12 protein-coding genes and 1 tRNA gene are annotated in these 15,622 nt (G+C 57.4%); 10 read left to right on the top strand and 3 right to left on the bottom strand.

The annotated features are described in order from the left end of the window. The first annotated feature begins 56 nt into the window (after positions 1–56). From AC2FJF_RS03550 to AC2FJF_RS03535, 4 genes are all read left to right on the top strand, one after another. Positions 57–800 (top strand): RNA methyltransferase, encoded by a 744-nt coding sequence (locus tag AC2FJF_RS03550; protein ID WP_496723008.1) that lies wholly within the window; start codon positions 57–59, stop codon positions 798–800. Positions 801–862: 62 nt separating this feature from the next. Further along, on the top strand, positions 863–2,008 hold the full coding sequence (ctaA, locus tag AC2FJF_RS03545) for a heme A synthase (protein ID WP_496723006.1): 1,146 nt from the start codon (positions 863–865) through the stop codon (positions 2,006–2,008). 5 nt (positions 2,009–2,013) lie between these two features. Next, positions 2,014–3,483, top strand: coding sequence for a carboxypeptidase M32 (locus tag AC2FJF_RS03540; protein ID WP_496723001.1), 1,470 nt, complete (start codon positions 2,014–2,016; stop codon positions 3,481–3,483). A 159-nt stretch (positions 3,484–3,642) separates the two neighbouring features. Next, positions 3,643–4,857, top strand: coding sequence for a DsbA family protein (locus AC2FJF_RS03535; RefSeq protein ID WP_496722999.1), 1,215 nt, complete (start codon positions 3,643–3,645; stop codon positions 4,855–4,857). Positions 4,858–4,885: 28 nt separating this feature from the next. On the opposite strand, the gene gyrA is transcribed toward AC2FJF_RS03535, so the two are convergent. After that, positions 4,886–7,615, bottom strand: coding sequence for a DNA gyrase subunit A (gyrA, locus tag AC2FJF_RS03530; protein ID WP_496705394.1), 2,730 nt, complete (start codon positions 7,613–7,615; stop codon positions 4,886–4,888). Between the two features lie 193 nt (positions 7,616–7,808). On the opposite strand from gyrA, the gene AC2FJF_RS03525 reads away from it, so the two are divergent. Next, entirely contained in the window at positions 7,809–8,078 is a 270-nt protein-coding gene (locus AC2FJF_RS03525) for an usg protein (protein ID WP_058271768.1), read from the top strand. Between the two features lie 90 nt (positions 8,079–8,168). Continuing rightward, positions 8,169–8,864: a lipid-binding SYLF domain-containing protein gene (locus tag AC2FJF_RS03520; RefSeq protein ID WP_496722996.1), complete on the top strand. Its 696-nt coding sequence runs from the start codon at positions 8,169–8,171 to the stop codon at positions 8,862–8,864. On the opposite strand, the gene AC2FJF_RS03515 is transcribed toward AC2FJF_RS03520, so the two are convergent. Continuing rightward, positions 8,865–9,818 carry a radical SAM protein gene (locus tag AC2FJF_RS03515; RefSeq protein ID WP_496722994.1) on the bottom strand — a complete coding sequence of 318 codons (954 nt, stop codon included), beginning with the start codon at positions 9,816–9,818 and terminating at the stop codon, positions 8,865–8,867. 161 nt (positions 9,819–9,979) lie between these two features. Here AC2FJF_RS03515 and zwf point away from each other — a divergent pair, with 161 nt between their 5' ends. The 4 genes from zwf to AC2FJF_RS03495 all read left to right on the top strand — a co-directional run bounded on the left by zwf (position 9,980) and on the right by AC2FJF_RS03495 (position 15,525). After that, entirely contained in the window at positions 9,980–11,434 is a 1,455-nt protein-coding gene (zwf, locus tag AC2FJF_RS03510) for a glucose-6-phosphate dehydrogenase (protein ID WP_496722992.1), read from the top strand. Continuing rightward, positions 11,431–12,102 (top strand): 6-phosphogluconolactonase, encoded by a 672-nt coding sequence (gene pgl, locus AC2FJF_RS03505; RefSeq protein ID WP_496722990.1) that lies wholly within the window; start codon positions 11,431–11,433, stop codon positions 12,100–12,102. The genes zwf and pgl overlap by 4 nt, the downstream gene beginning before the upstream one ends. 5 nt (positions 12,103–12,107) lie before the next feature. Then, positions 12,108–13,721 (top strand): glucose-6-phosphate isomerase, encoded by a 1,614-nt coding sequence (gene pgi, locus AC2FJF_RS03500; RefSeq protein ID WP_496722988.1) that lies wholly within the window; start codon positions 12,108–12,110, stop codon positions 13,719–13,721. Positions 13,722–13,905: 184 nt separating this feature from the next. Further along, positions 13,906–15,525 carry a long-chain-fatty-acid--CoA ligase gene (locus AC2FJF_RS03495; protein WP_496722986.1) on the top strand — a complete coding sequence of 540 codons (1,620 nt, stop codon included), beginning with the start codon at positions 13,906–13,908 and terminating at the stop codon, positions 15,523–15,525. A gap of 20 nt (positions 15,526–15,545) precedes the next feature. Here AC2FJF_RS03495 and AC2FJF_RS03490 read toward each other — a convergent pair. Beyond that, positions 15,546–15,620, bottom strand: a tRNA-Asn gene (locus AC2FJF_RS03490). Between the last annotated feature and the right edge of the window lie 2 nt (positions 15,621–15,622).

The following is a 15,622-nucleotide window of genomic DNA, read 5'->3' as shown; positions in this document are numbered from 1 at the left end:
CGGCTTGCCCTGCCTGCGCGCGCAGATTAGAGCAGGCGGAGCTTTCGGAGACAGCCATGCCCAGCGATAAATCCCAACCCTCATTCGTGCTTGTGCGCCCGCAGATGGGTGAAAACATCGGTGCCGCCGCGCGGGCGATGTGGAATTTCGGGCTGGATCGGATGCGGATCGTGGCACCTCGGGATGGGTGGCCGAACCCCAAGGCTGTGGCGATGTCCAGCGGGGCCGGGCGATTGCTGGATGAGGCGCAGCTATATGACGATCTGACCGGTGCGCTATCCGACAGCACTTTTGTTTTTGCGACCACGGCGCGACAGCGTGGATTGACCAAGCCGGTCTACAGCCCGGAACGCGCAATGCAGTTGGCTGCCGAAAAGGTTGCTGCTGGTGAAAAGGTCTGTGTTCTGTTTGGCCCGGAACGCGCAGGGCTTGAAAACGAAGACATCGCTAAGGCAAACGCGATCATCTCGGTTCCGGTAAACCCGGAATACGCCTCGCTGAATCTTGGCCAATGCGTGCTTCTGACCGCCTATGAGTGGATGCGCCAGACCGGCGATGTGGTTCATGAGGCCACCGATCTGGGCAAGGGCGACTGGGCCACGGGCATCGAGGTCGAGAAACTGGTCGAACACTATGAAGACCGGCTGGAAAAGGCGGGGTTCTTTTATCCGCCCGAAAAGGCCGAAGGTATGAAGACGAACCTGCGCAACCTTTGGTCGCGGATGCGCATGACGCGGGCGGATGTGCAGATGTTGCATGGGGTCATGCGGCAGATGGTCCGCTGGAAAGACAAAGGCTGAGGCTGGACCTATGTTCCGCTTCACCCTAGCTTGCGACGAAATCCAAGGCACAAGAGGACAGCATGAGCGGTAAGCGCAGCATCTTCGAAGACGTCTCAGACACTGAAAAACAACAAGCTGTTCAACCGGGTATGATCGATCGTGGCCGCGGGGGTGCGCGTAAGGCCATTCGCGCCTGGCTGATGATCCTGTTTGCCCTTGTGGTCGTGATGATCGCTGTGGGTGGGCTGACACGCCTGACCGATAGCGGATTGTCGATTACCGAGTGGCGGCCGATTACCGGGGCCATCCCGCCGATGAATGAGGCGGACTGGCAAGCCGAGTTCGACAAATACAAGCAGATCGACCAGTGGCGCATCCAGAACCAATGGATGGAGCTGGGCGATTTCAAATCCATCTACTGGTGGGAATGGGGCCATCGTCAGCTTGGCCGCGTGATTGGATTGGTCTGGGCGCTTGGTTTCTTTGGCTTTCTTATTGCGCGGAAAATTCCGACCGGGTGGACAGGTAAACTGCTGATTCCGGGCTTTTTGGGTGGTGTTCAGGGCGCTGTTGGCTGGTGGATGGTCGCCTCAGGCGTAACGCAGGGCGAAGGGATGATCGCTGTCGCCAGCTATCGCCTTGCCATCCATCTGGGGTTGGCTTTTGTAATTCTCGGCTTCCTTGTCTGGTACATCTTTGAACTGGGCCGCGAGGAGCGTGACCTGATGCAGGCCCGTCGCGCGAAAGAGGCGCGTCTGTTCTCGTTGTCCACTGGCCTGATGCATTTCGCCTTTTTACAAATCCTTATTGGCGCGCTTGTCGCCGGGATCGACGCCGGACGGTCTTATACCGACTGGCCGCTGATCGGCGGGCAGTTACTGCCGCCTGATATGACGATGCTCGAACCGATGTGGCGCAACTTTTTCGAAAGCCCCGGTCTGGTTCAATTCATCCACCGTTGCGCTGGCTATCTGCTGTTCATCTTCGGCATCGTCGTTTGGCGGCGCGGAAGCACCAGTGCTCATCCGCAAACTCGCTTTGCCTTCAACGCGGCCTTCGCAGCGCTGTCGCTGCAGGTGGTGATTGGGATCGCGACCGTGATCTACGCAGCCCCGTGGCAGATCGCCATCTTCCACCAGTTCATGGCCGTCGTCGTCTGGACCCTGATCCTACGGGCGCGGTTCCTGACCGCTTACCCAATAGCTACCTCTCTGCGCGGAGCCTGATTTCCATGAGTGCTTATGACGATTTGATGGCCTTCCAGCGCGAAACATCGGCCTTGGGCGAAATTGCCGGACGCTTGGGCTGGGATCAGGAAACAGTGATGCCCCGGGGGGCCGCGTCGCAGCGGGCCGAGGAAATGGCAGCGATTGAAGCGGTTTTGCACGCGCGCCGATCCGATCCCCGTGTGGCTGAATGGCTGGAGCAAGCCGAGCCTCAGGATCAGGTCGGGCAGGCGCAATTGCGAGAAATCCGCCGGTCCTATGAACGGACGGTCAAGGTGCCTGCCGACCTGGCAACGGCCATTGCACGCGTGACGTCAGCAGCACAGGGAACCTGGGCGCAGGCCCGCGCAGACGAAGATGTCGCCGCTTTCTTGCCCGTGCTGGATGAGGTCGTGGCGCTAAAGCGTGAAGAAGGTGCCGCACTGGCGCAGGGTGGCAATATCTACGACGCGATGGTTGAGGATTATGAGCCTTACACGACCGGATCGCAGATCGCCGAAATCTTTGACCAGATGCGCCCGCGTCTGGTAGCTCTGCGCGCCGCTGTTCTGGATAAACCTGCACCTCAGGCTTTGACGGGGAGTTTCGATGAGCTGAAACAGATGCAATTGTCCGAGAAACTGGCCACCACTTTCGGGTATGACCTGAATACAGGCCGTATCGACAAGGCCGTTCACCCGTTCAGCTCGGGCAGCGGCTCGGATGTTCGGATCACCACCCGGACCAGTGAAAACGATCCGTTCAACTGCTTCTATTCGACAATCCACGAGGTCGGCCATGCCGCCTATGAACAGGGGATTGATCCGGCTTATGCCCTGACGCTGCTGGGGCGGGGTGTGTCGATGGGTGTGCATGAAAGCCAAAGCCGGATCTACGAGAACCAACTGGGCCGATCCCGTGCCTTTACCGGTTGGTTGTTTGGCCAAATGAAAGACGCGTTTGGCGATTTTGGCATCTCCGACCCGGATACGTTCTATGCAACGGTCAACGGTGTTCACAACGGGTACATCCGCACCGAGGCGGATGAGGTGCAATACAACCTCCACATCATGCTGCGCTTTGATCTGGAGCGCGCGCTGATGGCCGGTGATTTGCAGGTGAATGACCTGGAGGTTGCGTGGAACGACCGCTTCAAAGCGGATTTTGGTTATGCCGTCGACACACCGTCAAACGGGTGTCTGCAGGATGTGCACTGGTCAGTGGGTCTGTTTGGTTATTTCCCAACCTATTCGCTGGGCAATGTCTATGCAGGATGCCTTTACCAAGCGTTGCGGAACGCTGTGCCGGAACTGGATGCGCAACTGGCAGCAGGTGACACGACAGGCGCAACCGATTGGCTGCGTAAGAATGTCCAGCAACACGGTGGGCTTTACGCTCCGCGCGAGACCATTCAGCGTGCAAGCGGTATGGAACCCGGACCTGACCCGTTACTCGGGTATCTGGAACAAAAATTTGGCGAATTATACGGGCTCTGAGGTCAGGAAACGTTTCGTCAAGTTGCCGTGTAGGTGCATTGGTTTTGACCTGAATGAGGGTAGGGTGGTTCGAACGGTTTTACCAAAGGAACCACCTTGTTCTTTGCAACACATGTCAAACCACACATAGCGTCAATTCTGACCAGCAACACGCGCCTGGTGGCGCGTAGGCGCGTGTTGGAGGCAAAGCATCAGGTGCTGAACCGGCCGCGCGTTGTCCAATATTTCCATGATGTTTCCGACCCATACTGTCACCTCACCGCACAGGTCTTGCAGCAGTTTCGAGACACCTATGATGTCGAGCTGCGCCCGCATCTGATTTCGGGCCCTCCGGCCGAGGCTTTGCCGGACCCGGCAGCACATCGGCAAAATGCTATCAAAGATGCGGCAAGGCTGGCCCGAAAGCTTGGTCTCAGCCCTCCTGAAGGCGCAGTTCCTGACGAGGCTTTCATTGCAATTGCGGAAAAACAGATGGCAGCCGAACTGACGAATGAGAGCTTTGTTAAAAATGTCCGAGGTATCAGCGAAGATCTTTGGTCGGGAAAGGGCTTTTCGTCGTCTGATCACCCCTTACCGGCTGCGCTGATCGAGGATGGTGACCAGCAACTTTCAGCTTTGGGTCACTATCTCGGCGGAACGTTTCACAACGATGGTGAATGGTATTGGGGCGTTGATCGTCTTCATTACCTCGAAAATCGGTTGCTGCACGTGGGTCTGGGAAGCGGATCGTCACCGATAGTGCCTTTGCCTTCAGTGCAACTGGACCAAGAGAAGTCTAAAGATCAGGAGATTGAGTTCTTCTTTTCTTTCCGCAGCCCTTATTCGTATCTGGCATTTGACCGGGCCGTCGACTTGGCACGCCATTACAACGCACGGCTGGTTCTGAGGCCGGTTTTGCCAATGTTGATGCGAGGCTTACCCGTCCCTCCACCCAAGTCCTCCTACATCCTTTATGATTGCGTGCGCGAAGCGCGGCGGTTGGGGATCCCGTTTGGGCGTATCTGTGATCCTTTGGGCAAAGGAGTCGAGCGTGGCTATGCCTTACTGGATTATGCCGAAGCGCAGGAAAAACTGCCTGAGTTCTGTTCCGCCTTCCTGCGCGGCGTCTGGTCAAAGGGTCTAAATGCTGCAACCGATCGTGGGCTTCGGATTATCGTCGAAAACGCGGGGTTGGATTGGCAGAGTGCGAAACCGCACGTTAGCTCGGATCATTGGAGAGATCGGGTAGCGGTCAATCAGGACCGCCTGCAAGAGATCGGGCTATGGGGTGTCCCAAGTTTCCGTGTCGCCGGGGAAAGTGTCTGGGGACAGGATCGCCTTTGGGCGGTCGAAGACCTTTTGATAAATAAAAAGGCGCCACACCCGAAAGTGTAGCGCCTGAATAATGTTATGGATCTGTCGGTTACTCTTCCGCTTCGTCCTCGTCGCCTTGATCGGCGATCCAGGCAACACTGACGACCACTTCGCCTTTGCCGGTGTTGAAGACCTTCACGCCACCGGCCGAGCGGGAGCGGAACGAAATCCCATCAACCGGCACCCGGATCGATTGGCCTTTGGACGTCGCCAGCATGATCTGATCTTCCATATCGACCGGGAACGAGGCGACGAGTTCGCCACCACGCATCGCCTTGTCCATGGCGGCCACACCCATCCCGCCGCGTCCGCGGACTGGGTAGTCGTGGCTAGAGCTCAGCTTGCCCGCGCCGCCTGCTGTGATTGTCAGGATCAGGTTTTCGGCTGCCGACATCTCGGCATACTTTTCCTGGTTGAAATCACTGCTTGCCGCGGCTTCCTCTTCGTCACCAGCGTCATCTTCGGTAAGCCCTGCAACCGCACGGCGCATTTTGAGGTAAGCCACACGATCTTCGGGGGTCGCTTCGAAATGGCGGATCACCGACATCGAAACCACGCGGTCTCCATTGGACAGCCTGATACCGCGCACACCGGTGGATTCGCGCGAGTTGAACACTCGTACATCGGTGGTGCGGAAGCGGATTGCACGACCCGAATTGGTGACCAGCATCACATCTTCATCTTCCGAGCAGATACGGGCGTTCACCAGCTCAACATCTTCGGGCAGTTTCATTGCGATCTTGCCGTTGCGTCGGACATTGGTGAAGTCTGACAAGCGGTTACGACGCACGTCGCCCGCGCTGGTGGCGAAGATGATTTGAAGGTTCTCCCATTCTTCATCGGGTACATCCACCGGCATGATCGCGGCGATGGAAACACCGGTCGGGATCGGTAAGATGTTGACGATTGCCTTGCCCTTACCAGTGCGCCCCGATTGCGGCAGACGCCAGGTCTTGAGTTTGTAGACCATGCCATCCGTCGTGAAGAACAGCAGCTGCGTGTGGGTATTGGCAACGAAGAGGTTAGTGACAACATCCTCTTCCTTGGTCTGCATCCCCGACAGGCCCTTGCCGCCCCGCTTTTGCGCGCGGAAATCGGCCAGCGGAGTACGCTTGATGTATCCGCCCGACGTGACGGTCACGACCATATCCTCACGTTCGATCAGATCCTCGTCTTCCATGTCGCCGGACCAATCAACGATCTCGGTGCGACGGGGCACGGCAAACTGTTCACGAACGCTGCGCAGCTCATCTCCGATGATCGACATGATGCGCTCTCGCGAGGACAGAATATCGAGGTATTCCTGGATCTTACCTGCCAGTTCTTCCAGCTCGTCCGTGACCTCTTTGACACCGATCTGAGTCAGTCGCTGCAGACGTAGGTCAAGGATGGCGCGGGCCTGAACTTCGGTCAGGTTATAGGTGCCGTCGTCATTCATCTTGGACAGAGGATCGTCGATCAGGCGCAGATAACTTTCGATCTCAGCCGCAGGCCAGCGGCGGGTCATCAGCTTTTCACGCGCTTGCGCCGCGTCAGCGGATGACCGGATCGTGGCGACCACCTCATCCACGTTCGACACAGCCACGGCCAGACCACACAGGATGTGGCTGCGTTCGCGGGCTTTGCGCAAGTCATACGCGGTGCGACGGGCGACGACATCTTCACGGAAGTCGATGAAAGAGGTCAGGAACCGGCGCAGGGTCAACTGCTCGGGCCGGCCACCATTCAGCGCCAGCATGTTGCAACCAAAAGAGGTCTGCATCGGCGAGAAACGGAATAGCTGGTTCAGAACAACTTCGGGCGTCGCATCACGTTTGAGTTCGACCACGACACGCACCCCATTGCGGTCGGATTCGTCCTGAACGTGGCTGACGCCTTCGATGCGTTTTTCGCGAACGGCTTCGGCGATTTTCTCGATCATCGAGGCCTTGTTCACCTGATAGGGAATCTCGTCCACGACGATGGCGTAGCGGTCCTTGCGGATTTCCTCGACGCGGGTCTTAGAGCGGATAATGACGCTGCCGCGCCCTTCCAGATAGGCTTTGCGCGCACCGGAACGGCCCAGCATCACACCACCGGTTGGGAAATCGGGGCCGGGAATATATTCGATCAGCTGTTCGGATGTCAGATCCGGTTCATCGATCAGCGCCAGCGTTGCGTCGATGACTTCGCCAAGATTGTGCGGCGGGATGTTGGTTGCCATGCCGACGGCGATACCACCGGCACCGTTGACAAGCATGTTCGGGAAACGGGCGGGCAGAACCGTCGGTTCGCGGTCCTTGCCGTCATAGTTGTCCTGAAAATCGACCGTCTCTTTTTCGATATCGGCCAGCAGAGATGCGGCGGGCTTGTCCATCCGCACTTCGGTATAGCGCATGGCCGCCGGGTTATCGCCGTCCATCGAGCCAAAGTTGCCCTGACCATCCAGCAGCGGCAGCGACATCGAGAAATCCTGCGCCATCCGCACCAGCGCGTCATAGATCGCGCTGTCACCATGCGGGTGGTACTTACCCATGACATCGCCAACCGGACGGGCCGATTTGCGGTATGACTTGTCGTGGGTATTGCCCGTCTCGTGCATGGCATAGAGGATGCGCCGGTGCACCGGTTTCAGGCCATCGCGCAGATCGGGGATCGCGCGGGACACAATGACCGACATCGCATAGTCCAGATAGGACGTGCGCATCTCGGATTCGATGGATACCGTCGGGCCGTCATATACGGGACGCTGGGGCGGTGTTTCATCCATGTTTTCTGGGGTTTCTGGCGTATCGCTCACGTAACCTGCCCGTTTATTGTGCTGGGTCTATATCTTGTGGATGTACCTTATCAGACCCGGCACATAAGGTGCAAGCAAGCAGCGCATTCTAGGCAAAAAACACCCGTAACACTGGGGTAACATATTGTTAACCAAGGGTTAGGTGGTTTCTGTGCTATGCTGAAGAGACCTTGCAACAATTTTGGAGGTCTGCATGGAGCAAAGCGAAACAGAACTGATGCTCAAGGGGTATGGGCTGACGACGGCCGAATTTTTTTATCACATGCCCGACTATATTCACGTGCTAAATACATTTATCTGGCAGGAATACGACCTTGCACCGGATCATCCCAAACTATTCGATTTTATTGAATTCTGGCAGCGAGAGATCGAAGGACCGCTGCATTCCGTGCGGTTTACACATCGAAAAATGATCGCGCCCGGGGAATGGCGCAACGTGGTAGGCGAATTCCGAGTGAATTGACGCCCGGGCGCATCAGGCCCAAACCCATATACATTTCCGGTGCATCCGGTATCGTGGCGGCGAAGTCATTGGCCACAAGCGGAAACCGGAATGCCCAGAGTTTTTTTGATTGCAGTTGCCATCTGCCTAGCCGGGCCGGTGTCGGCCGAAGGTGTCCTTGATAAAATCAAGAAGGGCGCTGAAAATACGGCTAATGCTGTCGGACGTGGGGCAGAAACCGTCGGGCAAACACTCGAAAAAGGGGCGAACGCGGTTGATGAAACCATCACGTCCACCTCTGATTTGCTGTCAAACGAGGCGACGCCCGAAGAGACACGCGCCAAGCTGGATGTCATGGCCGTCGATGTGTTGGCGCAGTTGCTTGCCGAAAACCCCGAAGCACAAGCGCTATATGATGTCAGTGCGGGATATGCTGCGTTCGATTCCCGCAAAGTGACAGTTTTCCCGGTGTCCGCAGGGTACGGGCGCGGTGTTGCCGTGAACAAAGAGACTGGTCAGCACACCTATATGAATATGGGAACCGGCGGCGTGGGCGCGGCGATCGGTATCGGCGGGTTCGAGACCAAATTCGTGATCCTGTTTGAAACCCAAGCAGATTTGGACAGTTTTATCACGCAAGGTTACGACGCGACTGCGGAATCCGGCGCAATGTATGGAGATGAGCGCACCGATGAGACGCTCAGGTTCACAGATGGGCGGTCGTTTTTTGTGCTCAGCAAAAAGGGCTGGCGCGTTTCGGCTGGGGCGTCAGGCACAAAATACTGGAAATCGCCCGAGCTGAACTGATCAGCCCGAGCAGCTGGCGCCGCCCAGAACGCAGAACTTTGCGCAATGTGGGTGGTTGAGGTGTACGTCGGCCTCGGCCTCGGCCAGTGTGGTGCCCAATTCAAACTCAGGCTCGTACGGCAGTAGGGTACAGGCCAGAACGGCAGGCCGTTCTGCGCCTTTGCGTTTGACCACCATGCGGGCATTCGAACACATTACAGCCTCGGGTGTTTTGTTCAGAATGCCCCAGCAAGCGGTTGTGATTTCCGGGACTTCGACGGTTTCGTCCATCTCGGGGAACAAAACGGTCTGGCCAGGATTCTGTGCGTCGATGTCAAAGCTGTGCCGCTTGAAGAACGCCTCATACCCGGCGCGGCTGTCGGCGTCGCTGTCACCCCAGACCGTGCGCCCTGCGATAGCGATATTGAACCCGTTGTCGCGCAACCACTCCATGCCAGTGATGGTCTTGTCAAAGCTGCCTTTACCGCGTTCTTCGTCATGCAGTTCGGGGCGATAGTGGTCCACGGAAACTCGAAGTGTCAGCTTGTTTCCATAGTTGCGCTTCAGATCCAGCAACCCTTCGCGCATCTTGCGGCGCATCATCGGCAGCATTGCATTCGTCAGAATCAGGACCTCATAGCCGCGCTCCAGCGCGGCGCGGGTCATGTCGATCATCTCGGGGTTCATAAAGGGCTCACCCCCGGTGAACCCAATCTCACGCACCGGCCAGTTGCGTTCTTCGATCTGGTCCAAGTAGTCGCGCACCTCTTCGGTGGTGATATAGACCAGCGCGTCGTTGGTTGGACTGCTGGCGATATAGCAGTTGACGCATTCGATGTTGCAAAGGGTGCCGGTATTGAACCACAACGTTTCGGGGTTCTTCAGCGCTACGGTAGCGCGGGTTTGCCCATCTGCTGTCACCAATTTGTTCTGAAACTTGCCGATATTGGCGGTCTGAGGCGCGTTGTCTTTCATTCCGGTATCCGGTTCTTTGAAGTTAGTTCTGATGTAGCTGCTCGACTCGGATTAGTTAAGTCAGGCAAGTGCGACCTGACAGAGTTTTGATGATGGGGGATTTACGCTGACCGATTGCGCTAACATTGGACATGCCCGGCGGGGCAAGATAAGGAAAAACCATGGTTTCTCGCGTCATACCTGTTGATCCGTTCGATCTCGTCATTTTTGGCGGGACCGGCGACTTGGCACAACGTAAGATTCTACCGGCCCTGTTTCGGCGCTTTTGTTCAGGGCAGTGGGCCGAAGGCGTCCAAATCATTGGCGCGGCGCGCACGGTCCACGACCGCGCGGGGTTTCAGGCATTGGTCGCCGAATCGCTGCGAACCCATGCGGCTGCGCAATGCCAGGACGAGGGCGCATTGCGCGCGTTTCTGGACCGCGTCGACTATGTAACTCTGGACGGATACTCGAATGAAGGATGGGATCAGCTTTCTGACAAGCTGAACCAAGATCGGGTGCGCGCGTTCTACTTCTCGGTCGGTCCGCGCCTGTTCGGGCCATTGGCCGAGCGGATCAAAGCGCATGATCTTGCGACGCCAAGCACGCGGATTGTCGTTGAAAAACCATTTGGCCACGATCTGGAAAGCGCACGGGCGTTAAACGCGACCCTGGCTGAGCATTTTCGGGAAAGCCAGATATACAGGATCGACCACTATCTGGGTAAGGAAACCGTCCAGAACCTGATGGCCGTCCGCTTTGGCAATATGCTGTTCGAACCGCTGTGGAATAGCCAGTATGTCGATCACATCCAGATCACGGTGGCCGAATCCGTAGGTATCGACGGGCGGGAAGAGTACTATGAGCGCGCAGGTGCCATGCGCGACATGATGCAGAATCACCTGATGCAGCTTTTGTGTCTGATCGCGATGGAGCCTCCGGCAAAATTTGATCCGGACGCTGTGCGGGATGAAAAACTCAAGGTTATTCGCGCGTTGGATCAGGTCCAGCCACACCATATCGTGCGAGGGCAGTTCGATGGAGGTGAAAGCGGGAAAGGATACCGCGAAACCGTGGGTAATCCGCGCTCGACCACCGAAAGTTATGTGGCGTTGCGGGCGCATATTAGCAATTGGCGGTGGGCGGGCACGCCGTTCTACTTGCGCACGGGCAAGCGTCTGGTGGCGCGGTCTTCGGTGATCAACGTGATGTTCAAGGACGCGCCGCATTCGATTTTTGGCGAAGAGGCCGGACGCCACGCCAATGTCCTGTCGATCCGGCTGCAACCGAACGAAGGTATCACGCTGAAGGTGACGATCAAGGAACCTGGGCCGGGCGGTATGCGTCTGGTCGATGTGCCCTTAGACATGAGCTTCGCCGAGGCGCTGGGGTCGGGAAACCAAGACCCCCCGGATGCATATGAACGGCTGGTCATGGACGTGATCCGGGGCAACCAGACCCTGTTCATGCGCGGGGATGAGGTCGAGGCCGCATGGGCCTGGACCGACCCGATCATCGCGGGCTGGCACGCGCGCGGTGACGTACCAAAACCTTATGAAAGCGGCAGCACAGGCCCGGGCGACGCCGAGCTGCTGATGAAACGAGATGGTCGCCGCTGGCAAGGAATAAACCCATGAAGATTCAGGAATATGCTGATCGCGACATGCTGGCAATTGATGTCGCAAACGCCTTGGCCGGAGAGTTGGAGGCTGCCTTGCTGCATCACGACATGGTTTCGTTGGCCGTGCCGGGCGGCACGACCCCCGGGCCGGTATTCGATGGCCTGTGCGCGGCTGATCTGGAATGGGACCGTGTGCGGGTTTTGCCCACGGACGAACGCTGTGTTCCGGGTGATAGCGACCGTTCGAACGAACGGCTGATCCGGCAGCGCTTGCTGACAAACCGTGCTTCGGCTGCGCAATACGTGCCCCTGTATGTTGAAGGTAAAGAACCGGACGATGTCCTGCCGGAAATCGAATCCTTGATTACACCAGTCTTGCCGCTTTCGGTTCTGGTTCTTGGAATGGGTGAGGATATGCACACAGCTTCTCTGTTTCCGGGGATGGAGGGGCTTGAAGACGCGCTGGATAGTCACGCGCCACCGCTTGCAGTCGCCCGTCCCGAAACCCAACCCGAGGCGCGGATCACGCTGACTGGCCCCGTGTTGGATGGAGCGCTATCCAAACACCTGATTATCTTTGGCGCCACCAAGCGCGATGCGTTGGATAAGGCCATGTCTCTGCATCCGGAAGAGGCCCCGATCGCTGCCGCGCTAACCGGCATGACGGTTCATTGGGCGGAGTGACACAGATGCAATTGGACCCGCTCAAAAATCTAGCATCCGAAGTGCAGGACGAGGCCATCCTCGGGCTGTTTGAAAGCGATCCGAACCGGGCTCAGCGTTTTTCCGCGTCCACCGGAGATCTGCTGTTTGATTATTCCAAAACCCAGATCACAGATAACGTCCGAAAGGCCTTGATCGCGTTGTGTGATGAGACTGGTCTGGCTTCGCGTCGCGCAGCGATGTTCGATGGTGAAAAGATCAACGAAACCGAAGGCCGTGCCGTTCTGCACACAGCGCTGCGTAATCTGGATGGTGGCCCGGTTGAGGTCGATGGTCTGGACGTCATGCCCGATGTTCTGGACACACTGCAACGGATGCGTGTCTTCGCGGAAGAGGTGCGCGGCGGGGCGGTCACTGGGGCAGGGGGCGGCTTTACCGATGTGGTCAACATCGGCATTGGTGGTTCGGATTTGGGTCCGGTGATGGCGACGCATGCGCTGTCCCCGTATCATGACGGACCAAGACTCCACTATGTCTCGAATGTAGACGGTGCACATATCGCCGACACGCTACGCCAGCTTGATCCGACGCGGACTTTGGTAATCGTCGCCTCCAAGACCTTCACGACAATCGAAACGATGACCAACGCCCGAACGGCACGGGCCTGGATGGAAGATGGCGGCGGCGACCCGGCCAGACAGTTTGCGGCTGTGTCCAGCGCGCTGGACAAGACCCAAGCCTTTGGCATCCCCAAAGAGCGCGTGTTCGGTTTTGCCGATTGGGTCGGCGGGCGCTACTCGGTCTGGGGCCCGGTGGGCCTGCCGGTAATGATCGCCGTAGGGTCGAACGCCTTTGACGCGTTCCTGCGTGGCGGAGAGGCGATGGACGTCCACTTCCGCGCCGCCGACTGGATCGAAAACATGCCGGTCATGCTGGCTTTGGTCGGCATTTGGCATCGTCAGGTTCTGGGTCATGCCAGCCGGACCGTGCTGCCATACGATCAAAGACTGCTGCGTCTTCCAGCGTATTTTCAACAGCTTGAGATGGAATCGAACGGCAAGTCTGTTGCCATGGACGGCAACACTCTGACCGTTCCTTCGGGTCCCGTGGTTTGGGGAGAGCCGGGAACCAACGGGCAACATGCGTTCTATCAGTTGATCCATCAGGGCACCGACGTGATCCCATGTGAATTCATGGTCGCGGCCGAAGGGCACGAACCTGAACTGACCCACCATCACCGCCTGTTGCTGGCCAATTGCCTTGCACAGTCCGAAGCGCTGATGCGCGGCCGGTCGCTGGCTGAAGCACGGCAACGGATGGCGGAGAAGGGGCTGGAAGGGGACGAGCTGGAACGGCAAGCCCGTCACCGCGTTTTTCCGGGCAACCGTCCATCCACAACGTTGATGTACCCAAAGCTCACTCCGTTTGTTCTGGGCCAGATCATCGCGCTGTACGAACATCGTGTGTTTGTCGAAGGCGTTCTGTTGGGCATCAACTCGTTCGACCAGTGGGGCGTTGAGTTGGGCAAGGAACTTGCGACATCTCTCGGCCCGATCGTTGATGGTGATGAAAGCGCATCCGGCAAGGACGGCTCAACCGCTGCTCTGGTTGCCTATACAATGCGCCACCGCGATCAGTAACGCGGTATTTTGCAGGCTGCCGTTAAGGCAGACTGCATTCTTTTATTGTCAGACAATTAAATGATTGGCAGGGTCAGTTCTTAGGGAACGCCCTGAACTCTCTGCTTTGCGCACGCGGATAAGAGGCTTCGGGCAAGCAGACAGCGCTGCTCAACTGCGTGGTGCTGACAATGGGAGGATGTCCATGCTGGGACAGATGATGACGCAGCCTTTGCTGATTTCGTCGCTGATTGATCACGCCGAACGCTATCACGGCCAGACCGAGATCTACTCGGTCGAAACCGATGGGTCGGTCACCGAAACCACATGGGGGCAGGTGGCGCAAAACGCTCGAAAGCTGGGATCAGCGCTGACCAAGCTGGGGTTGGAGCCGCAGGATCGCATTGGCACGTTGGCCTGGAACAACCGGCGACATCTGGAGATCTACTATGCCACGTCCGGCGCGGGTTTCGTGTGCCACACGGTGAACCCCCGGTTATTCCCTGAGCAACTGACTTACATCATCAACCACGCAAAAGACCGGGTTCTGTTCTTTGATAAAACATTCATCCCTCTGGTCGCCGCCCTGCACGAACACCTGTCCGAGGTCAGCCATTTCGTTTTGATGGGGCCACGAAATGAGGATGCCATTGTTCAAATCCCGGGCGTGGTGCTCTATGATGAGCTGATCGAAACAGGCGATGACGGTTTCCAATGGCCCAGTTTTGATGAAAACACGGCGTCCAGCCTTTGCTACACCTCGGGTACGACGGGCAATCCCAAAGGCGTTCTGTATTCCCATCGTTCCACAGTTCTGCACAGTTTCGGATCGAACACGCGAGATGTCATCGGCTTTTCAGCTATGGATGTCGTGATGCCAGTGGTTCCGATGTTCCACGTCAACGCCTGGGGGTCGCCCTATGCCTGCGCCATGTCCGGCTCGCGCATGGTGCTGCCGGGGCCGGGCCTGCATGGCGAAGCCTTGGTGAATTTGGTCGATAAATATGGCGTGACGCTTGCAATGGGCGTTCCGACGATCTGGCAGGGCTTGCTGGCACATGCCGAAAAATCAGGAAGCAAACTGGCCAGCTTGAACCGCACCGTGATTGGTGGTGCTGCGTGTCCGCCCTCGATGATTGAGACCTTCCGCGAAACTTATGGCGTTGATACGGTTCACGCGTGGGGTATGAGCGAGATGAGCCCGTTGGGTACAACGAACAATCCGTTGGCCAAGCATTTTGACCTGCCGCTTGAAGAACAACACAAGCTGCGCGAAAGCCAGGGCAGACCGCCTTATGGCGTCGAGTTGAAGATCGTCGATGATGACGGCAAGGATCTGCCTCAAGATGGCGTCACGCAGGGCGATCTGCTGGTGCGCGGGCATTGGGTGTTGGACAGCTATTTCCAGATGCAGGATGAAGACCTGCTGCAGGACGGATGGTTCGCGACCGGAGATGTCGCAACGTTGGACCCGGACGGATACATGACAATCCGGGACCGGTCCAAGGACATCATCAAATCCGGGGGTGAATGGATCAGCTCGGTCGAGTTGGAAAACATCGCCGTCGCCCACCCACAGCTCGCCACGGCAGCCGTTGTTGGTGTGCCTCATCCCAAATGGGACGAACGCCCCTTGTTGGTGGCCGTCAAAGCCGAAGGTTCCAACCCCAGCGAAGAAGAGTTGCTGGCCTTCTTTGACGGCAAGATTGCCAAATGGCAGATTCCCGATAAGGTTGTCTTTGTGGACGCGCTTCCATTGAACGCGACCGGCAAGGTCCTAAAGCGCAACCTGCGCGCAGATTTTGAGGATGCCTTAACGGGCTAAGCGCCTGATATTTTTGGAAATGGCTCCGGCGGTAGGGATCGAACCTACGACCAATTGATTAACAGTCAACTGCTCTACCGCTGAGCTACGCCGGAAC

It is taken from the genome of Ruegeria sp. CDSB013 (assembly GCF_059611165.1).
This window is presented reverse-complemented; position numbering and strand designations above follow the sequence as displayed.

Bases quoted from the DNA above. Each gene is read 5' to 3' on its own strand.
- zwf (WP_496722992.1), top strand. From the start codon at position 9,980: ATGGTTTCTCGCGTCATACCTGTTGATCCGTTCGATCTCGTCATTTTT.
- AC2FJF_RS03540 (WP_496723001.1), top strand. From the start codon at position 2,014: ATGAGTGCTTATGACGATTTGATGGCCTTCCAGCGCGAAACATCGGCC.
- AC2FJF_RS03550 (WP_496723008.1), top strand. From the start codon at position 57: ATGCCCAGCGATAAATCCCAACCCTCATTCGTGCTTGTGCGCCCGCAG.
- AC2FJF_RS03525 (WP_058271768.1), top strand. From the start codon at position 7,809: ATGGAGCAAAGCGAAACAGAACTGATGCTCAAGGGGTATGGGCTGACG.
- AC2FJF_RS03495 (WP_496722986.1), top strand. From the start codon at position 13,906: ATGCTGGGACAGATGATGACGCAGCCTTTGCTGATTTCGTCGCTGATT.
- pgl (WP_496722990.1), top strand. From the start codon at position 11,431: ATGAAGATTCAGGAATATGCTGATCGCGACATGCTGGCAATTGATGTC.
- AC2FJF_RS03520 (WP_496722996.1), top strand. From the start codon at position 8,169: ATGCCCAGAGTTTTTTTGATTGCAGTTGCCATCTGCCTAGCCGGGCCG.
- pgi (WP_496722988.1), top strand. From the start codon at position 12,108: ATGCAATTGGACCCGCTCAAAAATCTAGCATCCGAAGTGCAGGACGAG.
- ctaA (WP_496723006.1), top strand. From the start codon at position 863: ATGAGCGGTAAGCGCAGCATCTTCGAAGACGTCTCAGACACTGAAAAA.
- AC2FJF_RS03515 (WP_496722994.1), bottom strand. From the start codon at position 9,818: ATGAAAGACAACGCGCCTCAGACCGCCAATATCGGCAAGTTTCAGAAC.